This window comes from Mycobacterium fragae, from assembly GCF_002102185.1.
GTDB classification, from domain to species: Bacteria; Actinomycetota; Actinomycetes; order Mycobacteriales; family Mycobacteriaceae; genus Mycobacterium; species Mycobacterium fragae.
This window is the reverse complement of sequence record NZ_LQOW01000027.1, coordinates 76,925-96,584: the sequence shown is the minus strand read 5'-3', so window position 1 is coordinate 96,584 and position 19,660 is coordinate 76,925. Positions and strand designations below refer to the sequence as shown.

Genomic DNA, 19,660 nt, shown 5'->3' with positions numbered 1-19,660 from the left:
CCGCGCCGTACGCCACTCCGGTGATCGCCGTTGGACCCCTTGCCCATGCGGCCGAATTCTGGTTAGAGAACGCGACATTCACCCTGACCGAGGCCGACACCGACGACCGTCGCGCGATCACCGTCGCGTCGATCGGCTCCGCGATCGCCGAGCTCGCCGCTCGTGTCGACCGGTGGCCGCAGGCCAGCGCCGTTTGCGATGACGTGCTGCGCTCGATTGATCCCGCTGGTCCGACGCTGGCCGGCGTCGTGACCGAGTCGCTGGCCTACTCCACGCTGCAGGCCGGCCCGGAATTCGCCCGCTGGCTCGCCGAACGCGGCCCCGTCCGCATGCCCGTCATCGCCGACCCGGTGCAGGTGGAGCGCGAGGGAAATTCCTTGCACATCAAGTTCAATCGGCCGTCGAGGCATAACGCATTTTCCAACGATGCGCGCGCGGCCTTGCTGGAGGCGTTGGCGGTTGCGGAGCTGGACACTTCGGTCGACGAGGTCGTGCTGTCCGGTAACGGGCCGTCCTTCTGCAGTGGCGGCGACCTCGCCGAATTCGGCACGCTCAGCGACCCGGCCAGCGCGCACCTCGCCCGCACCCGGCACAGCCCCGCGTTGGTGCTCGATGCGCTGACCGCCCGGCTGGGCCCGGCCTGTCGCGCCGAGGTGCACGGGCAGGTGCTGGGCAGCGGCTTGGAGATGGCGGCGTTTTGCGGACGCGTTGTGGCTCAGCCGGACTCGGTGTTCGGACTGCCAGAGCTGAGCCTGGGACTGATTCCCGGGGCGGGTGGGACCGTGAGCGTGACGCGGCGAATAGGCCGTTGGCGCACAGCGTATTTGGTGATCAGTGGTCAGACTATCGATCCGGCAAGGGCGCTGGCCTGGGGCCTGGTGGACGCGGTCGGCTAACCCGTAAGCACTCCATGCTCGCCGAGGAATCGCGTGATCGCGTCGATCATCACGAGGCCATCGAGCAGGTCCAGGCTGTTGTGGTCCGCTCCCGGCACCAGCAGGAATCGCTTTGGTTCGCGGGCCGCGTCATACAGCCGTCGGCTCAGTTTCGCCGGAACCAAGCCGTCGCGGTCGCCGGCAATCACCAACAGCGGCGCAGCCAGCCGGCCGATTCGCCTGATAGACGGATACTGGTCGGTCAGCACCGCAGCGACCGGTAGCCACGGGAAGAGCAACCGCCCGACATCGGTCAGCGACGTGAACGGCGAGCGCAACACCATTGCAGCGGGCGGAAACTCGAGCGCCAACCGAATCACCACTGCCGCGCCCAGTGACTCACCGAAATAGACGATCCGATCGGGATCCACCCCGGGTTGAGCGGCCAGGAATGCCCGTGCGGCACGTGCATCGGCGGCCAGGCCATCTTCCGACGGACTACCGGGATTGCCGGCGTAGCCGCGGTAGTCGAACAGCAGTACCGACAGGCCGATGCTGGACAGAGCGGCGGCCAGTGGTGCGCGCAGCGTGCGGTCACCCCCGTTGCCGTTGCACACCAACACCGCCGGACCACCGGCCGGGCCAGGCAAGAACCACGCTCCCAGCGCTAGCCCGTCCTCGGTGTGCAGCACAACGTCCTCGGCGCCGGGCAAGAAGGCAGCCGCAGGCGGCACCGGCCCCGGCGACGGGAAATAGATCAACCGCCGTTGCAGCGACGTCAACCCAGCCCGCCGAGTGGCCAGTTGAAGCACGCGATCCCCGAAAAACCGTGACATAAGTGGCCACTCGGCACTAGATGCCGCCGCGGGCGACCAGTTGCCCGGCGATCACGTTGCGCTGGATTTCGTTGGTGCCTTCGCCGACGATCATCAACGGCGCGTCGCGGAAGTATCGCTCGACGTCGTACTCGGTGGAGTAGCCATAGCCGCCGTGGATGCGCACGGCGTTCAACGCGATCTCCATGGCCACCTCGGAGGCGAACAGTTTGGCCATGCCGGCCTCCATATCGCAGCGCTCACCGCTGTCGTAGCGTTCGGCCGCGTAGCGCGTGAGCTGGCGAGCGGCGGTGAGCTTGGTCGCCATGTCGGCCAGGTAGTTGCCGACGGCCTGGTGCTTCCAGATCGGCTGCCCGAAGCTCTCGCGCTGCTGCGCATACGCCAACGCATCGTCGAGCGCGGCCGTCGCCACGCCCAATGCGCGTGACGCGACCTGAATGCGGCCGGTCTCAAGGCCTTTCATCATCTGCGCGAAACCCTCGCCCGGTGCGCCGCCCAGGATCGCCGACGCCGGTACCCGGAAGTTGTCGAACGAGAGCTCGCAACTCTCCACACCCTTATAGCCCAGCTTGGGCAGGTCGCGTGACACAGTCAGCCCCGCACCGTGCTCGACCAGCAGCACCGAGATGCCCTTGTGCCGAGGCTCGGCGCTCGGGTTGGTCTTGCACAGCAGCGCGATCAGACCGGAGCGTCGGGCATTGCTGATCCAGGTCTTGGTGCCGTTGATCACGAGCTCCCGGGAATCGGGGCCCTCGGGCAGCGCGGTGGTCGACATGTTCTGCAGATCACTGCCGCCGCCCGGCTCGGTGAGCGCCATCGTCGCCCGCAGCTCACCGGTGGCCATCGGCGGCAGATAGCGCCGCTTCTGTTCCTCGGTGCCGAACAGACCCAGCAGCTTGGCCACGACGGTATGTCCACCCATCGCGCCGGCAAGGCTCATCCAGCCGCGCGCCAATTCCTGGGTGACCAGCACGTAGCACGGCATCGACACTGGGGTGCCGCCGTATTCCTCCGCAATCGCCAGCCCGTAGATGCCGATGCGCTTCATCTGCTCGATCCACGCTTCGGGATACTCGTTGGCATGTTCACGTTCGCGCACCGTCGGCTTGACTTCTTTGTCGACGAAGTCGCGCACCGTCTCGACCAGCATCGCCTCTTCGTCGTTGAGACCCATACCGCCATGCTGACACGGCGGCAAACCGGATGACCGGCGGCCCATACTTCGACGACCTGCATGTCGGCCAGGTCTTCGCCGGCGCGCCCTCGATGACGTTGACGCCCGGGCTGGCTGCCGTGCACCAGAGCATCCTGGGCGACCGGCTGCGGTTGCCGCTCGATGCCGAACTGTCATTGGCGGTGACAGGCTCGACTGCGCCGCTGGCCCACCCGGGGTTGGTCTGTGACGTCGCGATCGGCCAGTCGACGCTGGTGACCCAGCATGTCAAGGCCAACCTGTTCTACCGTGGGCTGGCGTTCTATCGCTTCCCCGCGATCGGCGACACCCTGTTCACCCGCACCGAGGTCGTGGGCCTGAAGAAGAATTCGGTCAAGCCCGATCGGGCGCCCACCGGTCTGGTGGCGTTGCGAATGACGACCATCGACCAGGCCGATCGGTTGGTGCTCGACTTCTATCGCTGCGCCATGTTGCCACTGAGCGCGGACGCCGGTCCCAACGCCGCGGAGCACGCCGATGACCTGTCGAAGGTCGGCGCCGATCTGGCTGCACCGCCGTCACCCGTCGACGATTGGGACGGCGACGTTTTCCGCCAGCGCATCCCAGGACCGCATTTCCACACCGAAATGGCGGGCGCGGTACTGCACAGCAGCGCCGATGTGGTCAGCAATGCACCCGAATTGGCTCGCCTGACGCTGAATATCGCTGCGGTACACCATGATTCACGCGTTAGCGGCCAGCGGTTGGTGTACGGCGGTCATACCATCGGCCTGGCGCTGGCCCAAGCCAGCCGGTTGCTGCCCAATTTGGCGACGGTGCTGGGCTGGCAGTCCTGCGATCACACCGCTCCGGTGTACGAGGGCGACACCCTCTACAGCGAGTTGCACATCGAATCCGCCGAGCCGGCCGCCAACGGCGGAGTGCTGGGCTTGCGATCGCTGGTCTACGCCGCCTCAGACTCAGACACCGTGAGACAGGTCCTGGACTGGCGGTTTACCGCACTTCAGTTTTAGCGTCGCGCACAATGGGGGCGTGGACGCGGCGGCGGACTGGGCCGATAGCGGGCTGGCCTATTTGACCGGCCTGCCCGACGCCCAGCCGGACTTCTCCCGCGCCGCCGTGCTGGCCGAAGCACGTCGGGTGTGCGCCGACATCGCCCGGCTCATCGGTGTCGACGTCGACGCCGCAACGGTATTGGCGGGCCGTGCCGCGATCCTCGGCCTGACCCGCCGCGGCCACGTTTCGGCGGGGGGCGCCACCTGGCTGTTGCCCACCGCCGACGGCTGGTGCGCCGTCGCGCTGCCCCGCGCCGACGACATCGCTGCGCTACCCGCGCTGCTGGAGACCGACGACGTTCCCGCCGACGCGTGGTCGGCGCTATCCTCTTGGGCCGCAACACGTTCGACTGACGCCGTTCTCGACCGCACCCGCTTGCTGGATATCGCTGCAGCGGGGCTCGGCGAAGTCAGCGCCGCCCCGCCGGCGGTGGAGCGCGCCGGCAGCAGTGCCGAGCCACGGCCGGTCGACGGGCTGTTGGTCGCCGATCTGTCGTCACTGTGGGCCGGGCCGCTGAGCGCGCAGTTGCTCGCCCGGGCGGGGGCGGTCGTCGTCAAGGTGGAAAGTCCGTCGCGGCCGGACGGGACCCGTGCCGGCGAGCCGGCCTTCTACGATTGGATGAACTTCGGAAAGCTCTCCTATGCAATCGATTTCGATGACGACATCGAGGCGCTGCGGCAGCTGCTGGCGGCCGCCGACGTCGTCATTGAGGGGTCCCGGCCCGCAGCGCTGCGCCGCCGCGGGCTCAGCGCTGACGACATTCCGGCCCGGCGGGGTCGAGTCTGGTTACGCGTCAGCGGTTATGCCGGTCAGCCGGACCGGCCGGCGTTCGGCGACGACGCCGCGGTGGCCGGGGGACTGGTCGGCGCCGATGCCGAGGGACCGGTGTTCTGCGGCGATGCGATCGCCGACCCGCTCAGCGGGCTGGCGGCGGCGCGAGCACTCGGGGAGTCGCTGCGCCGCGGCGGGGGCGAGGTGATCGAGGTGTCGATGGCGCAGGTCGCCGCGCAGTACGCGGCGCTGCCGACGGCACCTTCGGCTGGCGACGCGCCAGTCGCCCGCCCCCAGGCGCCGCCGCTCAACCCGTCGGCATCACCGCTGGGTGCCGACAACATCGCGGTGCGCCACATCGTGTCCGAAAGACTATGTGAATCATGCTGATTCGGCGAGCCACCACGTTGGACGGCGCGATGGTCGACCTGCGGGTGGGTGAGCGGATCGACGAAGTGGCCGACAACTTGGCGCCGCGGGCCGGCGAGGAGGTGTTCGACGCGGCGGGCGGAACCGTGCTGCCCGGCCTGCACGATCACCACGTCCACTTGTACGCAGCGGCGGCCGCCGCGACTTCGGTTCAGGTCGGTCCGCCCCAGGTCCGCGACCGCGAAGCGCTGGCCAACATGTTGGCGAACAGCAGGCCCGGCGACGACGGCTGGATACGCGCCGTCGGATACCACGATTCGGTCGCCGGGCCGCTGGACCGCGCACTGCTGGACTCGATGATTCCGTCGGTGCCGGTGCGGGTGCAGCATCGCAGCGGCGTGCTGTGGATCCTCAACTCGGCGGGCCTGGCCGCCATCGGTTTACCGGAGCATTCGGACGGCCGGCTGCGCAGCACCGACTCGTGGTCGGATGCGCTGACCCGCCGCGAAACCGGCCTGGCCGAACTGAGCAATCGGTTGAGTCGTTACGGCGTCACCGGAATCACCGACGCCACACCGGATATCGGCGCCACCGACATCGTGCGATTGACCGAGCTGCACCGCAAGGATGAACTGCGCCAACGCATGCATTTTCTGGCCCCCGGCAAACGCATCCTGCACGACGACGCCCTCGATCTCGACGAGCTCGCCGGATGGATCGCCCTTCGACATCACAGCGGCGGCCCGGTCGCCATTCACTGCGTAACTGCCGCCCAGCTGATCGTCGCCATCGCAGCGCTGCGACAAGCCGGCACGCACCCGCGCGACCGGATCGAGCATGCCGCCGTCGTCCCGCAAGACTCCGTAGGCGACCTCGCCACGCTCGCCGTAACCGTGGTAACCCAGCCAAACTTCGTCGCCGAGCGTGGCGATCAGTACCTCGACGAGGTTCCCACGACCGAGCACGACCAGCTATGGCGCGTGGCGTCGTTGCTCCGGGCCGGTGTGGCGGTGGTGTTGTCCACGGATATGCCCTTCGGCGATGCTGACCCATGGGCGTCGATGCGCGCGGCCGTGCATCGCACCACGCCGAGTGGTGCCGTGCTGGGCGCTGACGAACGCATCTCGGCGCGAACGGCTTTGACGATGTTCTTCGGCTGTCCTGATGAACCCACGCGACTGCGCGCTGTGGCGCCGGGAGAGCCGGCGGATCTGTGTGTGCTCAGGCTGCCGCCCGCGGCGGCGCTGGCCGAGCTGGACGTGGACATGGTCGCTGCTACGATCATCGGCGGCAAGATCGTGTACGTCGCCGGTTGAGCACCGGGCCAAAACGTCAGTGCGGTAGCTCGCGGAACGGTGTATTGCGGTACGGGTCAGGCTCTTTCGGTAGGCCCAGCATACGCTCGCCGATGATGTTGCGCTGAATCTGATCGGTTCCGCCGCCGATCGACGTGAAGTAGGCGTTCATTGTCCGGAACGTCACCTCCTCACCGCGGGGATTCTCCGGGCCGGCCAACATGGCCTCGGCGCCGACGATCTCGGTCTCGACGCGGGCCGTCTCGTGCAGAATCCGCGACATCGCGATCTTGCCCAGCGCCATCAGCGTCGCCGCCTCGGCGCGGTCGGTGGCGGCCTTGGATCGCTGCCTGTTCCAACGGTTGACGGTGGCCAGGGCGTCGATCCAAGCGATCTGCTGACGGAGATGAGCATCGTCGAGCCGGCCCGCCTCCCGAGCCAGCTCCACCAGGTGATTCTGCTGCTCGGGTCTGGGCCGCTTGACGTCTTTGGTGGTGCGGGCGAGATCGCCCATGAACCGGCGTTCATAGCCGAGCGCGACCTGCAGCACCGACCAGCCGGCTCCCGGCTCGCCGACCATGTTGTCGGCCGGCACCCGGGCATTCTCGATGAATACCTCGTTGAACTCCGATTCGCCGGTGATCTGGTGGATCGGACGGATCTCCACACCGGGCTGGCGCATCGGGAACATGAAGAAGCTGATGCCGTTGTGCTTGGGCACATCCCAGTCGGTGCGGGCCAGCAGCATCCCGTAATCGGCGGTCCTGGCGAATGACGTCCATACCTTTTGCCCGTTGATCACCCATTCGTCGCCGTCGCGGTCGGCGCGGGTGCGCAGGCCCGCCAGGTCCGACCCCGCGCCGGGCTCGCTGTAGAGCAGGCACCATTTGCTTTCGCCGCGAATCGACGGAGGGATCAGCCGCCGCCTCTGCTCGTCGGTACCACAGTCGTGCAGGGTGCAGGCGAACAGGTTCGCCCGGTCGTGACCGCAGCCCGATGCACCGACTGCGGCGAATTCCTCAGCGACAAGACGTGATTGGGAATCTGACAAGCCGCAGCCGTACCACTCGGGCTCCCAGCTCGGGACCGCCCACCCGGCGTCGACGACCGTGTGTGCCCACTGCGCGCGATCGACACCCGGAGACCAGTTGGCGGCCAGCCAGTCTCGGACCTCTCTGCGCAGCTCCTCGTCAGTCATGGCGCCGCTCCTCCTCATCGCTGCGTCCCCCTCGCCGCTGCGCGGCTGGGGGTGCCCCCACTGCATCGTCGCCGGCGCGAGTCAAGGCTCACGCTCCGATCTGCTCAAGGTAGCGCTCACGGTGCCACGAGGAACTGCCCAGCAGCTGGGCGTCAGTGCGGGCGCGCCGCAGATACAGGTGCGCCGGATGCTCCCAGGTGAACCCGATGCCGCCGTGCACCTGGATGTTGGTCGCGGCGACGAAGACGAACGCGTCCGAGCAATATGCCTGTGCCAGTGCAAGGTCCGCGAGGCGCGACGGTGCCTGCGCCGCGAACGACTCGGCGACATAGCGCGCCGCCGACACCGCCGACTCGGCCTCCAGCAGCATGTCGGCGCACATGTGCTTGACGGCCTGAAAACTGCCGATCGCCCGGCCGAACTGGAAGCGGGTCTTGGCGTACTCGGCGGCCATCTCCACGGCGCGGCGTGCACCGCCGGCCTGCTCGCTGACCAATGCCACCGCCGCGCGATCCAGCGCCGCGTCAAGGGCTTCCACGCCGGCGCCCAGCCGCCCGACCAGACGTGCCGGCGTGTCGACGAATTGGACGCGGCACTGCTTGCGGGTCTGATCCACCGTGGTCGATGGCGTCACGTCCAGCCCGTGCGCACCTGACTCGACGGCGAACACCGCCGGCCCGGCGTCGGTGCCGGCGAGCACATACAGCAGTTCGGCCGATTGCGCGTCCAGCACGAAGCGCTTGTCGCCGGTGACGTGCCAAGCCCCACCGACGGTCTCAGCGCACGTCGCGATCGAGTCGGGCACCCGGGCGGAGCCGTCCTCGGCGAACGCGACCGTCGCGATCAGGTGACCGGCCGCAATCCTGGGCAGCACAGTTGCGCATTCGTCGGCGTCGCCGGCTTCGGCCAGCAGACCGGGCACCAGCACGGCAGTGGAAAGATACGGTGCGACCAGCAGCGCCCGCCCCATCTCTTCCATCACGATGCCCAGCTCCACCGGACCGGCCCCGACGCCGCCGTGCTGCTCGGGGATCAGCAACCCCAGCAGACCCATCTCCGCCAACTCCTGCCACACCGCCGGATCGAACCCGGTATCGGTGGCCATCAACGCTCGCACGGCGGCCTCCGTCGAGCGTTTCGCCATCAAGTCGGCGACCGCGCTTCGCAGTGCCCGCTGCTCGTCGGTAACCGAAAACGACACCCGTCAGTCCTCAGCTCCCAGCGCCTTGCCCAAAAACGCGCACTGGCTGGCGAAAAAGTCCTGTGAGACTTGAGCTTTCGGTATGAACAGGTCGAACCCGTGGAAAGCGCCGGGGACGACCTCGACCTGGCACGGCACCCCGGCCTTGGTGAGGCGCTCCGCGTAGGCCAAGTCCTCGTCATGGAACAGGTCGTTGGTGCCGACGCCGATCCACGCCGGGGGTAGGCCACTGAGATCGTCGCGGCGTGCCGGGACGGCGACCTGCGGGTCAGCATCGCCGAGATAAGCCGTCCAGCCGAAACGATTGCTGTTCGGGCTCCACAGCCGGTAGTTCGGATTCTTGGGACCGGTCGCGCTGCGGTCGTCGAGCATCGGGTAAGCCAGCAGCTGCGCAGCCGGGGTGAGCTCGCCGCGGTCCCGGGCCAGCAAGGCCAAGGCCGCCGCCAGGCCGCCGCCGGCGCTGGCCCCGCCGATGGCCACTCGCCCCGGATCCACCGTGGGCAAGCCGGCCAGCCAGGCCAACGCCGAATAACAGTCCTCCAGCGCGGCCGGGTAGGGATGTTCGGGGGCCAGCCGGTATTCGACCGACGCCACCGTGGCGCCCAACCGTCGGCTGAAGCGACGGCACAGTTTGTCGTCTTGCCGCGCCCGGCCCACCACGTAGCCGCCGCCGTGAATCCACAGCAGCGCGGGCGTGGTTTCGCCGACACCCTCCGGCCGGAACAAGCGGACACCGGCGCCGGAATCGAGGGTGAGCACTTCGACGCCGTCGGTGCTGCCGCGCCGAAACACGTTCAGTGCCGCCCGCATAAGTGGCAAAGTCCGCGGGCTGACCAATGTGCGTGGGGTGACGCGCGCGATCCGGCGAAGGTCGGGGTGAAAATCGGCGCTCGACATCGGTCCAGTATGGCGGGAGTTCCCGTCATGTCGACGGCTGGCTCCGAATACTGATGTGATGAGTAATAGCAAGCGTTTGCGGTGGCGCAGCCCACTACGCGGCCCCTGGCTGACGTCGATGCTCGGCTCGGTGCTGTTGGTGACGCTGCCGATCGTCATCCTCACCGGCCTGCTGTCCTACATCGCGTACGGGCCGCAGCTGGGCCAGGCCATCCCCGCCGACGTCGGCTGGCTGCGGCTACCTGTCTTCGACTGGCCCACCGAGCCGTCGTGGCTGTACCGGCTGACCCAGGGCGTGCACGTCGGGCTGGGTTTGGTGCTCATCCCGGTGGTGCTCGCCAAGCTGTGGTCGGTGATACCGCGGCTGTTCGTGTGGCCGCCGGCCTCCTCGCCGGCCCAACTATTGGAGCGGGCATCGTTGCTGCTACTGGTCGGCGGGATCCTCTTCGAGATCGTCACCGGTGTGCTCAACATCCAGTACGACTACGTTTTCGGGTTCAGCTTCTACAGTGCCCACTACTTCGGGGCCTGGGTCTTCATCACCGGCTTCGTCATGCACGTCGTGCTCAAGATTCCGCGCATGGTTACTGGGCTGCGCACGCTGCGACTGCGAGATGTGTTGCGCACCAAGTCATCAGATACTCGCCCAGAGCCGCCCGACCCGGACGGTCTGGTGGCCGCGGATCCGGCTGAACCCACGATGAGCAGACGCGGTGCGCTGGCGCTGGTGGGTGCAGGCGTGTTGTTGATGACCGTGCTGACCGCCGGCCAAACCATCGGCGGGCTCACTCGCCCCGCGGCGTTGTTGCTGCCTCGCGGCCGTAGCCGCGGCTCCGGCGATTTCCAGGTCAACAAGACCGCCGTCGCCGCCGGCATCGATCCGCAAGACACCGGGGATCGATGGCGGCTGACGTTGCGCGCAGGCGCGTCGACAGTGGTGCTGGACCGTGCCGCGTTGGCGGCCATGCGCCAGCACAGCGCGCGGTTGCCGATCGCCTGCGTGGAAGGCTGGTCGACCACTCAGACGTGGAGCGGGGTGCGGCTGGTCGACTTGGCCCGGCTCGCCGGGGTGCGCGCACCGCGAGCGGCAACGGTGGTGTCGCTGCAGCGTCGCGGCGCGTTCGGGCGAGCAACCTTGCAGGCCAACCAGATCGCCGATCCCGACGCACTGCTGGCACTGCGCGTCAACGGCGCCGACCTGTCGCTTGACCACGGATACCCGGCACGAGTCATCGTCCCGGCACTGCCGGGTGTGCACAACACCAAATGGGTTGCCGCCATCGACTTCGAGGCGGGCTGACGTGACTCGTTGGCGCGCAATCTACGGCTCCCATCCGCTGCACCTGGTGACCATGGCCGCGGGTTTCGCGTTGTTCGGCTACGTCGTGGCGACCGTCAAACCGATCACGCTGTGGAACCCACACACCTGGTGGCAGTCGATCGCCGTCTGGTTCGCCGGAGCCGTCATCGCCCACGACCTGCTGCTGTTCCCGATCTACGCGCTGGCCGACCGCTTGCTGGGCGGCCGGCCTGTGCGCTGGCCCGGTGTCTCGGCGCGCAACTACGTCCGGCTACCGGCGCTGGGATCCGGCCTGACGCTGCTGGTGTTCCTGCCAGGCATCATCCGGCAGGGCGCGGGGACCTACCTGGCCGCGACCGGCCAAACTCAGCAGCCGTTTCTGGGCAGATGGCTGCTGCTCACCGCCGCAATGTTCGGCGTCAGCGCCGTCGTCTACCTGATCCGGGCGGCAGGTGTCTTCCGGCGACTCGGCGGTGATCAGCGTTTGGAGTGACACCCCGCGAGGTACGCTCCCGCCATGACGGTGCGACCGGCGAGCCGGGCGAGATGGTTACTGAGAGCCCGCCCGTCCGACTATCTGCTGGCAATGAGCGTTGCGACGGCGTCGTTGCCCGTGGTCGGCAGGCGTCTCGAGCCGCTGGGCGGGGCCACCGCGATGGGTGTCTGGGGCTGCCGGGTCCTGCCGGAGTTGGTGTCCGCCGCAGCGAAGTCCTGGCTGACTCCGGGCATCGCCGAGATCCGCAAGGCCGAGCGCGACAAGACCCGGGCCGTCTCCGACGCCGCGCTGCGCGGCATCGTGTCGGCCAAGGACCTGGACATCGAGTGGCCGGCGCCCGAGCGGATGCCGCCGATGTGGAAGCTGCTGCAGCAGCGCCGTTTCCTGCACCGCGGCTCGGTCCGCTACGGCGAACACCCGTGCCAGCTGCTCGACGTGTGGCGTCGCAAGGACCTGCCGGTCCGACCGGCGCCCGTGCTGATCTTCGTACCGGGCGGCGCCTGGGTGCACGGCAGCCGCACCCTGCAGGGCTATGCGTTGATGTCGCATCTGGCCGAACTGGGTTGGGTGTGCCTGTCGATCCAGTACCGGGTTGCGCCGCACCACCGCTGGCCGGCCCACATAACCGACGTCAAAACCGCGGTGGCTTGGGCACGCGCCAACGTCGACAAGTTCGGTGGCGACCGCAATTTCGTTGCGGTAGCGGGTGCTTCGGCGGGCGGGCACCTATCCGCGCTGGCCGGGCTCACCGGGAACGACCCGGGGATGCAGACCGAGCTGCCGGCGGGCTCGGACACCGCGGTGGACGCCGTGGTCGGCATATACGGCCGCTACGACTGGGAGGACCGCTCGACCGCCGAGCGGGTCCGTTTCGTCGACTTCCTCGAACGCGTGGTGGTCAAGCGCAGGATCGACCGCCACCCCGAGGTGTTCCGTGACGCCTCGCCGATCGCCCGGGTGCATCGAGATGCCCCGCCGTTCCTGGTGATTCACGGCAGCAACGACCGGGTGATACCGGTCGAGCAGGCGCGCAGCTTCGTTGAACGGTTGAGGTCGGTTTCTCATTCGGTGGTCAGCTACATGGAGCTGCCGGGCGCCGGTCACGGTTTCGACCTGACCGATGGGGCGCGCACCGGCGCAATGGCCACCGCGGTCGGGCTGTTCCTCAACCAGGTCCACCGCAACCGGGTGATCGCGGCCAAAGAGGTCATTTAGCCGTCGGCCGACTGTATGGTCCCCCCATGAGGGTCCGAAAAGCGGGAGCACACAGGTGAAAAGGCTGAGCGGCTGGGACGCGGTGCTGCTGTACAGCGAGACACCGAATGTGCACATGCACACCCTCAAGATCGCCGTGATCGAGTTGGACCCCGACCGCCGCGACTTCGACATCGACGCGTTTCGCAGGGTCATCCACAGCCGGCTGTACAAGTTGGAACCGTTCTGCTACCAGCTGGTGGACATCCCGCTCAAAATGCATCACCCGATGTGGCGGGAAAACTGCGACGTCGACTTGACGTACCACATCCGGCCCTGGCGGCTGCCCGCCCCCGGCGGTCGCCGCGAGCTCGACGAGGCGATCGGCGAGATCGCCAGCACGCCACTGGATCGCAGCCACCCGCTGTGGGAGATGTATTTCGTCGAGGGCCTGGCCAATCATCGGATCGCGGTGGTCGGCAAGATCCACCACGCTCTGGCAGACGGGGTCGCGGCCGCCAACCTGCTGGCCCGCGGCATGGACCTGCAGCCCGGGCCGCAACGCGACAGCCGCGCCTATACACCCGACCCGGCCCCGTCGACCGGAGAGTTGGTGCGATCGGCGCTTGCTGATCACGTCCGCCACATCGGGCGGATCCCCCGGACCATCGGCTACACCGCACAGGGTGTCAACCGGGTGCGTCGCAGCACGCGCAAGCTTTCACCCGAGCTCACTCGGCCCTTCACGCCGCCGCCGACGTTCATGAACCATATGCTCACGCCGGAGCGCAGATTCGCCACGGCCACACTGGCATTGGCGGATGTCAAGGAGACCAGCAAACGGCTCGGGGTGACCATCAACGACATGGTGCTGTCCGTCTCATCGGGCGCGCTGCGCACATTGCTGCAACGCCACGACGGCAAGGCCGACCATCCGCTGCTGGCGTCGGTGCCGGTGAGCTTCGACTTCTCGCCGGAGCGGATTTCGGGGAACTACTTCACCGGGATGCTGGTGGCGCTGCCCGTCGACGTCGATGACCCACTCGAGCGGGTGCGGCTCAGCCATGACAACGCCGTCTCCGCGAAGGAAAGCCATCAGCTGATGGGGCCCGAATTGGTCAGCCGGTGGGCGGCCTACTTCCCGCCGGCGCCGACGGAGTCGCTGTTTCGGTGGCTGGCCAACCGCGGCGGGCAGAACAAGGTGCTCAACCTGAATGTCTCCAACGTTCCCGGCCCGCGCGAACACGGGCGGGTCGGCGGCGCGCTGGTCACCGAGATCTATTCGGTGGGGCCGTTGACCGCGGGCAGCGGACTGAACATCACGGTCTGGAGTTACGTGGACCAGCTCAACGTCTCGGTCCTCTCCGACAGCGCCACCCTCGAGGATCCCCACGAAGTGACCGAGGCGATCATCGAAGACTTCATCGAAATACGCCGCGCCGCGGGCCTTTCCGAAAAGCTCACGGTCGTCGAGACCGCGATGGCACAGGCCTAGCCGATTACCGGGAGGCGGCGCTCTTTGGCCAACTCGTCGAGCGCCCGTTGCATCACTCGGCGGACGTGGGCGTCGACTGCGTCGATGTCGGGTTCCTCGCCGAACTCGGCGGTCACGTCGATCGGATCGAGCACCTGCATGACGATCTTGGTCGGCAGCGGCACGTTGACCGGCACCACAGCGGAAAGCCCGAATGGAAAGCCCACCGAGATCGGCAGGATCTTCACGCGCATCAGCTTGTCCAGCCGCAGTGCGTGGGCCAGCCACGTGCCGCGCGACAGGTACAGCTGGTTTTCCTGACCGCCGACGGCCACCGCCGGCACGATCGGCACCCCGGCATTCAGCGCCGCGCGCACGTATCCGGTGCGCCCGTCGAAGTCAACGATGTTCTCCGACAGCGTCGGTCGGTAGACGTCGTAGTCGCCACCCGGGAACACCACCACCACTCCGCCGGACCGCAGGGCCTCGTCGGCGTTCTCGTGATTGGCGCGGATGAACCCCGTGCGGACGAAGAAGTCGCCCAACGGGCCGGTGAACAAGACGTCGTGGCTCAGCGTGTACACCGGACGGTCATATCCGAATTTCTCGTAGAACCCTGTCGCGAAGACCGGAACGTCCATCGGGAACAGCCCACCGGAGTGGTTGGACACCACCAGCGCGCCGCCCGGCGGGAACGACTCCAGCCCGCGCACCTCCGCGCGGTGATAGCCCTTGATCAGTGGACGGATCCAGCCGATCACGCGTTCGGTGAGCCCGGGGTCCCACTTCGATGTTTCGGTTCGCTCGACGTCGGTGGCAGTCATTTGGCTGTGATGCTAGCCGGGCGGCGATGCCGGGTTCAGGCCGGCCGATACGATCGCGCTGTGAACACTGAGAGCGAAGAAACCGGATCCCCAGTTCTCGTCGAACAGCGAGACCGGATCCTGATCATCACCATCAACAGGCCGAACGCCAAGAACGCGGTCAACGCCGCGGTCAGCAAGGGCCTGGCCGACGCCATGGATCGGCTCGACGGCGACGCCGGCCTTTCGGTGGGGATCCTGACCGGCGCGGGTGGCTCCTTCTGCGCGGGCATGGATCTCAAGGCGTTCGCTCGCGGCGAGAACGTCATCGTGGAGGGCCGCGGCATGGGCTTCACCGAACGTCCACCGACCAAGCCGCTGATCGCCGCCGTTGAAGGCTACGCGCTGGCCGGTGGCACCGAACTGGCGTTGGCCACCGACCTGATCGTCGCTTCCAGAGAATCCGCGTTCGGTATTCCTGAAGTCAAACGGGGCCTGGTCGCCGGCGGTGGCGGATTGCTGCGGTTGCCGCATCGCATCCCGTATGCGATCGCGATGGAGCTCGCGCTGACCGGAGACAACCTGCCCGCCGAACGGGCGCAAGCCCTGGGGCTGGTCAACGTGCTGGCCGAGCCGGGCAAGGCACTGGACGCGGCAATCGCGTTGGCCGAGAAGATCACCGCCAACGGTCCGCTCGCCGTGGCCGCCACCAAGCGGATCATCGTCGAGTCCCGCGGCTGGAGGCCGGAGACTATGTTCGCCGAGCAGACGAAGATCTTGATGCCGGTGTTCGCGTCAAACGACGCCAAAGAAGGCGCGATCGCGTTCGCGGAGAAACGGCCTCCGCGCTGGACCGGGACCTGACTTCAGGCGGTGGTGGGCTTGGCGCCCAGCACCCGCTGTAGATCGGGCTTCATCTGCTGCAGCTGCTGACCCCAGTACGCCCAGTTGTGGGTGCCGTTTTCGAAGTTGAAGACCCCGTTGTGGCCGCCGGCGCCGACATAGGCGTTTTGGAAAGTGCGATTGCTGTCGATGGCGAATCCCTCCAGCGCGCCCAGCCCGGTCACGTTGGCGTTGGTGGCGTCGAGAGGTGTCGAGGTGCCGTTGCCGCAGTAAACCCATACCCGCGTGTTGTTTGCGGCGAGCCTGGCGGCGTTGACGGTCGGATCGTGGCGCGCCCAGGCCGGGTCGGACGGCGGACCCCACATCGCATTGGAGTCGAAGCCGCCGTCGTGCTGCATGGCGATGTGCACCAAGCCCGGCCACTGGCCCTGAGAAAGATTGAGAAAGCCCGACATCGATCCGGCGTAGATGAATTCCTGCGGGTGATAGCCGGCCAGGTCCAGGGCCGACGAACCGCCCATCGATGCACCCACCACGGCGTTGCCGTCCCCCGGGACGCTTCTGTTCGCCGACAGCCAGGCCGGAAGCTCCTGGGTCAAAAAGGTTTCCCACTTATACGTGTAGGTCTGACCATTGCCGACCGCCGGTTGGTACCAGTCGCTGTAGAAGCTCGACATGCCGCCGACCGGCATGACCACCGACAGTCCGGAGCCGTGGAACCAATCGAACGCCGCGGTGTTGCGGTCCCAGCCGTTGACGTCGTCAGCCGCCTCCATGGTGTCCAGAAGGTACAGCGCGTGCGACCCCGGACTGCCGCCTTCGAACTCGACGGGGATATCGCGGCCCATCGCCGGCGACGGAATTGCGAGCTGCTCGACGGGAACGCCGGAGAAGGCGCTCACCGGCGCTGCGCCGCCGTAGGTGGCCAGCAGGCCGGGCAATACCGCGGCTGTTATCGCTGCAACGGCGAATCTGCGCACCGGGGCCATCGGTTCCCCCAACCCTGCAGAGTGGCGGCCATGCTGACGTGCAGGTCAAAAGCGTATCTTGCTCGACGCCGCCGTGGGCCGGTATTTGGATGATCTAAACTACAACTGAACGTGACACTTCCGGGCGCATTTGTAACGGGTTGACACCAAGAAAGTTCGAGGATGAGCATTTCGTTACTTCTCGAGATGGCCGCGTCGAGCAATCCCGACCGGACGGCCGTCGTCTCTGGGGACACCCGGCTGACCACCCAGGAGTTGAGCGAGCTCGCCGACGGCGGCGCCGGCGTCATCGCGAAATCGAACGCCGAACATGTGGTGTACGTCGGCACAGGCGGGGTGATGCTGCCCCTGCTGATCTTCGCGTCGGCACGCGCCGAGCGGGCGTTCACCCCGATCAACTACCGGCTCTCCGCAGAAGGCATCCAAGCGTTGATTCGCCGGCTGCCCACACCGCTGGTGATCGCCGACAGCCGCTACCGGGACATGGTCGGCGGACAGGTAATGGACTCCGAGGAATTCTTGGCCCAAGCCCGCAGCGCGGAACCGGCCGCTGAGTTTCCCGACCCCGACGCCACCGCAATCGTGCTGTTCACTTCTGGCACCACGTCGCAGCCCAAAGCCGTTGAGCTGTCACACAATAACCTAACCAGCTACGTCACCGGCACGGTGGAGTTCGAATCTGCCGAACCGACCGATGCAGCCCTGATCTGCGTGCCGCCCTATCACATCGCCGGCGTGGGTGCGGCGCTGTCCAACCTGTATGCCGGCCGAAAGATGGTGTATCTGCCCAACTTCGACGCCGAGGAATGGGTGCGACTGATCAACGCCGAGCACGTCACCACCGCGACGGTGGTGCCCACCATGCTCGACCGCATCGTGAGCGTGCTGGAAAGCGGCAAGCACGAGCTGCCGTCGCTGCGCAATCTCGCCTACGGCGGCTCGAAAGTGGGCTTGCCGCTGGTGCGCAGGGCGCTGGAGCTGTTGCCGAACGTGGGTTTCGTCAACGCCTACGGCCTGACCGAGACCAGCTCGACGATCACCGTCCTCACCCCGGAGGACCACCGTCAGGCGCAGGCGGCAACGGATGCCGCCGTGGCGAAGCGGCTGGGTTCGGTGGGTCAACCGGTGCCCGGCGTCGAGGTACAGATCCGCGACGAGAACGGCGCAGTGCTGCCTGCGGGGCAGACCGGCGAGTTGTTCGTGCGCGGTGACCAGGTCTCGGGCCGATACAGCGGGATCGGCTCGGTGCTCGACGCCGACGGGTGGTTTCCCACCAGAGACATCGCCACCCTCGACGAGGACGGCTATCTGTTCATCGGAGGACGCAGCGACGACACCATCATCCGCGGCGGGGAGAACATCGCGCCCGCCGAACTGGAGGACGTGCTGATCGAGCACCCCCGGGTGCGCGATGTCGCCGTCGTCGGCGTCGACGACCCGCAGTGGGGCCAGGCGATTGTCGCGGTGGTGGTGCCGACCCCCGGCGTCGAGCCGGACCCCGACGAACTGCGTGAGTATGTCCGCAAGAGCCTGCGAGGTTCGCGTACCCCCGACCGAGTAGTCTTTCGCGACGAGCTGCCGACCAATGCAACCGGCAAGGTGCTCCGCCGCGAAATCGTTGAATGCCTTACGACTCTAGGATCGAAACCATGATCAAGAACGGAACCCGTATGGCCAGCCAAGTGTGCGACACCCAGGTCATCGTCGTGCGCAGCGCCGACAGCCTCGACGACTTGCGCTGCGGCGGTGCGCCGATGGTGCCGTTGGGCGGCGAGCGTTCCGGTGAGCTGGATCCGGCGTTCGCCGACGGCAACGTGATGGGCAAACGCTACGTGGACGAGACCGGCGCCGAGGTGCTGGTGACCAAGGCGGGCGCCGGGACGCTGACGATCGGCCAGACCGCGCTGAGCCTCAAGGAAGCCAAGCCGCTGCCGGCCAGCGACTAACCCCTGGGGACTCGCGCTACTTCGGTAGTCCGTTGCGACGGACGAATTCCCTTGACTTGATCAGGAACTCGAGCTGATCGTCGACCTTGTGTAGCGGGTCGGTGCTACGTGTCGAACGGCACAGGACCACGGCGCCCTCCAGGGAAGCGATCGCCATCACCGCGAGCGAATCGGCGTCCGACTCGGCGAAGCCGTCGGCGACGAAGGCCCGAGTCAGCGCTGCGCGCCAGTGAGCGAAAATCCGTCCGGCCTCGGCGGTCAACTGAACTTCGTCATCAGGGCAGCCGATCGCTGCGGCCACGACGGGGCACCCGGCGTTGAAATCGCTCTCCGCCAGCACGCCCTCCCAGAATTCGACGAACTGCCGCAACAGCACCATCGCACCTCGCCCGGCGGCGGCGTCGATATCGGCGGTGATGGCATCCCCCGCGTACTGGAGCGCTTCGGCCAGGATCTGATTGCGGCCATCGGGAAAGTGGTAGTACACCGAGCCGCGTGGCGCGCCGCTGCGGCTGAGCACCTCGTCGATGGTCACGCCGGCGGCGCCGCGTTCACGCATCACCTCGGCGGCGCTGATCAGCATCTTGGTCCGGGTATCGCCGCGCTTTGCGCGCGCGCGTGTTGCCAGTGACATGGTGACCTCCCCCTAGTCCGATCGTCAGGCAGCGTGCGAATGGCGCCAGTGGATGGCACGCGGACTGAATCGCACGGAACGCAACGGCTTGCGGCGTAGGTCGGGAATCTCCCGGCTGAAGCGGAGGCCGGCGATGTTGAGCTCAACGATCATCATGATCTTCTCCTGGGCTCTTCGAGTGCCCTCATGCGCCGGGTCCACCGACCCATGAATTATGTAATAGACCATACAGCAGATGGATTTATTAGGCAAATGTCTTATGCGGAGGATAATAATCCCCTGGAAGAACCAGCTATGCCGCCTTAATCC

Annotated in this window: 20 protein-coding genes and 1 pseudogene; 11 read left to right on the top strand and 10 right to left on the bottom strand. The window is 67.2% G+C overall.

Annotated elements, in window-relative coordinates; genetic code table 11:
• The first annotated feature begins 20 nt into the window (after positions 1 to 20).
• Positions 21 to 896 (top strand): enoyl-CoA hydratase/isomerase family protein, encoded by an 876-nt coding sequence (locus tag AWC06_RS16720; protein WP_372458118.1) that lies wholly within the window; start codon positions 21 to 23, stop codon positions 894 to 896.
• Here AWC06_RS16720 and AWC06_RS16715 read toward each other — a convergent pair.
• Positions 893 to 1,687 (bottom strand): alpha/beta hydrolase, encoded by a 795-nt coding sequence (locus AWC06_RS16715; RefSeq protein ID WP_227371063.1) that lies wholly within the window; start codon positions 1,685 to 1,687, stop codon positions 893 to 895. The two genes, AWC06_RS16720 and AWC06_RS16715, sit on opposite strands and share 4 nt — an antisense overlap.
• Before the next feature lie 40 nt (positions 1,688 to 1,727).
• A complete protein-coding gene (locus AWC06_RS16710; protein WP_085199128.1) occupies positions 1,728 to 2,885 on the bottom strand; it encodes an acyl-CoA dehydrogenase family protein in 1,158 nt (385 codons plus the stop codon).
• 29 nt (positions 2,886 to 2,914) lie between these two features.
• On the opposite strand from AWC06_RS16710, the gene AWC06_RS16705 reads away from it, so the two are divergent.
• The 3 genes from AWC06_RS16705 to AWC06_RS16695 are packed head-to-tail and all read left to right on the top strand — an operon-like array spanning position 2,915 to position 6,397.
• Entirely contained in the window at positions 2,915 to 3,898 is a 984-nt protein-coding gene (locus AWC06_RS16705) for a MaoC family dehydratase (protein ID WP_085199127.1), read from the top strand.
• Positions 3,899 to 3,917: 19 nt separating this feature from the next.
• Positions 3,918 to 5,102 carry a CoA transferase gene (locus AWC06_RS16700; RefSeq protein ID WP_085199126.1) on the top strand — a complete coding sequence of 395 codons (1,185 nt, stop codon included), beginning with the start codon at positions 3,918 to 3,920 and terminating at the stop codon, positions 5,100 to 5,102.
• On the top strand, positions 5,096 to 6,397 hold the full coding sequence (locus AWC06_RS16695; protein WP_085199125.1) for an amidohydrolase family protein: 1,302 nt from the start codon (positions 5,096 to 5,098) through the stop codon (positions 6,395 to 6,397). Before AWC06_RS16700 ends, AWC06_RS16695 begins: the two co-directional genes overlap by 7 nt.
• A gap of 16 nt (positions 6,398 to 6,413) precedes the next feature.
• On the opposite strand, the gene AWC06_RS16690 is transcribed toward AWC06_RS16695, so the two are convergent.
• The 4 genes and pseudogenes from AWC06_RS16690 to AWC06_RS16680 all read right to left on the bottom strand — a co-directional run bounded on the left by AWC06_RS16690 (position 6,414) and on the right by AWC06_RS16680 (position 9,672).
• Entirely contained in the window at positions 6,414 to 7,574 is a 1,161-nt protein-coding gene (locus tag AWC06_RS16690; protein ID WP_085199124.1) for an acyl-CoA dehydrogenase family protein, read from the bottom strand.
• Positions 7,567 to 7,653 (bottom strand): annotated as a pseudogene (locus tag AWC06_RS24005) (hypothetical protein); the annotation flags it as partial. The gene AWC06_RS16690 and the pseudogene AWC06_RS24005, both read right to left, overlap by 8 nt.
• A gap of 9 nt (positions 7,654 to 7,662) precedes the next feature.
• Positions 7,663 to 8,775 carry an acyl-CoA dehydrogenase family protein gene (locus AWC06_RS16685; protein WP_085199123.1) on the bottom strand — a complete coding sequence of 371 codons (1,113 nt, stop codon included), beginning with the start codon at positions 8,773 to 8,775 and terminating at the stop codon, positions 7,663 to 7,665.
• Between the two features lie 3 nt (positions 8,776 to 8,778).
• On the bottom strand, positions 8,779 to 9,672 hold the full coding sequence (locus tag AWC06_RS16680; RefSeq protein ID WP_085199122.1) for an alpha/beta hydrolase: 894 nt from the start codon (positions 9,670 to 9,672) through the stop codon (positions 8,779 to 8,781).
• Between the two features lie 58 nt (positions 9,673 to 9,730).
• On the opposite strand from AWC06_RS16680, the gene AWC06_RS16675 reads away from it, so the two are divergent.
• From AWC06_RS16675 to AWC06_RS16660, 4 genes are read left to right on the top strand one after another with little or no spacing between them, the layout of a single operon-like run.
• On the top strand, positions 9,731 to 10,972 hold the full coding sequence (locus AWC06_RS16675; protein WP_085199121.1) for a molybdopterin-dependent oxidoreductase: 1,242 nt from the start codon (positions 9,731 to 9,733) through the stop codon (positions 10,970 to 10,972).
• Positions 10,973 to 11,024: 52 nt separating this feature from the next.
• A complete protein-coding gene (locus AWC06_RS16670) occupies positions 11,025 to 11,465 on the top strand; it encodes a hypothetical protein (protein ID WP_085199143.1) in 441 nt (146 codons plus the stop codon).
• Between the two features lie 24 nt (positions 11,466 to 11,489).
• On the top strand, positions 11,490 to 12,683 hold the full coding sequence (locus tag AWC06_RS16665) for an alpha/beta hydrolase (protein ID WP_085199120.1): 1,194 nt from the start codon (positions 11,490 to 11,492) through the stop codon (positions 12,681 to 12,683).
• A gap of 55 nt (positions 12,684 to 12,738) precedes the next feature.
• Entirely contained in the window at positions 12,739 to 14,157 is a 1,419-nt protein-coding gene (locus tag AWC06_RS16660) for a WS/DGAT/MGAT family O-acyltransferase (protein ID WP_085199119.1), read from the top strand.
• On the opposite strand, the gene AWC06_RS16655 is transcribed toward AWC06_RS16660, so the two are convergent.
• Complete coding sequence (locus tag AWC06_RS16655; RefSeq protein ID WP_085199118.1) at positions 14,154 to 14,960, bottom strand: 1-acyl-sn-glycerol-3-phosphate acyltransferase; 807 nt, start codon at positions 14,958 to 14,960, stop codon at positions 14,154 to 14,156. The genes AWC06_RS16660 and AWC06_RS16655 overlap by 4 nt on opposite strands.
• A 9-nt stretch (positions 14,961 to 14,969) precedes the next feature.
• On the opposite strand from AWC06_RS16655, the gene AWC06_RS16650 reads away from it, so the two are divergent.
• Entirely contained in the window at positions 14,970 to 15,803 is an 834-nt protein-coding gene (locus AWC06_RS16650) for a crotonase/enoyl-CoA hydratase family protein (RefSeq protein ID WP_264480154.1), read from the top strand.
• Between the two features lie 2 nt (positions 15,804 to 15,805).
• Here AWC06_RS16650 and AWC06_RS16645 read toward each other — a convergent pair whose 3' ends face one another.
• Positions 15,806 to 16,771, bottom strand: coding sequence for an esterase family protein (locus AWC06_RS16645; protein ID WP_085199117.1), 966 nt, complete (start codon positions 16,769 to 16,771; stop codon positions 15,806 to 15,808).
• A gap of 162 nt (positions 16,772 to 16,933) precedes the next feature.
• Between AWC06_RS16645 and AWC06_RS16640 the strand changes: the two genes are divergently transcribed.
• Together AWC06_RS16640 and AWC06_RS16635 are read left to right on the top strand one after the other, a co-directional pair.
• Positions 16,934 to 18,424 carry a class I adenylate-forming enzyme family protein gene (locus tag AWC06_RS16640; protein WP_085199116.1) on the top strand — a complete coding sequence of 497 codons (1,491 nt, stop codon included), beginning with the start codon at positions 16,934 to 16,936 and terminating at the stop codon, positions 18,422 to 18,424.
• Positions 18,421 to 18,717 carry a hypothetical protein gene (locus tag AWC06_RS16635; protein WP_085199115.1) on the top strand — a complete coding sequence of 99 codons (297 nt, stop codon included), beginning with the start codon at positions 18,421 to 18,423 and terminating at the stop codon, positions 18,715 to 18,717. Before AWC06_RS16640 ends, AWC06_RS16635 begins: the two co-directional genes overlap by 4 nt.
• Positions 18,718 to 18,733: 16 nt before the next feature.
• On the opposite strand, the gene AWC06_RS16630 is transcribed toward AWC06_RS16635, so the two are convergent.
• Together AWC06_RS16630 and AWC06_RS23815 are read right to left on the bottom strand one after the other, a co-directional pair.
• Entirely contained in the window at positions 18,734 to 19,351 is a 618-nt protein-coding gene (locus tag AWC06_RS16630; RefSeq protein WP_085199114.1) for a TetR/AcrR family transcriptional regulator, read from the bottom strand.
• 24 nt (positions 19,352 to 19,375) lie between these two features.
• Entirely contained in the window at positions 19,376 to 19,507 is a 132-nt protein-coding gene (locus AWC06_RS23815; protein WP_264033138.1) for a hypothetical protein, read from the bottom strand.
• Positions 19,508 to 19,660: the final 153 nt, after the last annotated feature.

Coding starts and splice junctions, on each gene's coding strand:
- AWC06_RS16655 (WP_085199118.1), bottom strand. CDS start 14,960: ATGACTGCCACCGACGTCGAGCGAACCGAAACATCGAAGTGGGACCCC.
- AWC06_RS16630 (WP_085199114.1), bottom strand. CDS start 19,351: ATGTCACTGGCAACACGCGCGCGCGCAAAGCGCGGCGATACCCGGACC.
- AWC06_RS16640 (WP_085199116.1), top strand. CDS start 16,934: ATGAGCATTTCGTTACTTCTCGAGATGGCCGCGTCGAGCAATCCCGAC.
- AWC06_RS16695 (WP_085199125.1), top strand. CDS start 5,096: ATGCTGATTCGGCGAGCCACCACGTTGGACGGCGCGATGGTCGACCTG.
- AWC06_RS16665 (WP_085199120.1), top strand. CDS start 11,490: ATGACGGTGCGACCGGCGAGCCGGGCGAGATGGTTACTGAGAGCCCGC.
- AWC06_RS16650 (WP_264480154.1), top strand. CDS start 14,970: ATGCTAGCCGGGCGGCGATGCCGGGTTCAGGCCGGCCGATACGATCGC.
- AWC06_RS16690 (WP_085199124.1), bottom strand. CDS start 7,574: ATGACTGACGAGGAGCTGCGCAGAGAGGTCCGAGACTGGCTGGCCGCC.
- AWC06_RS23815 (WP_264033138.1), bottom strand. CDS start 19,507: ATGATGATCGTTGAGCTCAACATCGCCGGCCTCCGCTTCAGCCGGGAG.
- AWC06_RS16705 (WP_085199127.1), top strand. CDS start 2,915: ATGACCGGCGGCCCATACTTCGACGACCTGCATGTCGGCCAGGTCTTC.
- AWC06_RS16710 (WP_085199128.1), bottom strand. CDS start 2,885: ATGGGTCTCAACGACGAAGAGGCGATGCTGGTCGAGACGGTGCGCGAC.
- AWC06_RS16675 (WP_085199121.1), top strand. CDS start 9,731: ATGAGTAATAGCAAGCGTTTGCGGTGGCGCAGCCCACTACGCGGCCCC.
- AWC06_RS16670 (WP_085199143.1), top strand. CDS start 11,025: ATGGCCGCGGGTTTCGCGTTGTTCGGCTACGTCGTGGCGACCGTCAAA.
- AWC06_RS16645 (WP_085199117.1), bottom strand. CDS start 16,771: ATGGCCCCGGTGCGCAGATTCGCCGTTGCAGCGATAACAGCCGCGGTA.
- AWC06_RS16635 (WP_085199115.1), top strand. CDS start 18,421: ATGATCAAGAACGGAACCCGTATGGCCAGCCAAGTGTGCGACACCCAG.
- AWC06_RS16680 (WP_085199122.1), bottom strand. CDS start 9,672: ATGTCGAGCGCCGATTTTCACCCCGACCTTCGCCGGATCGCGCGCGTC.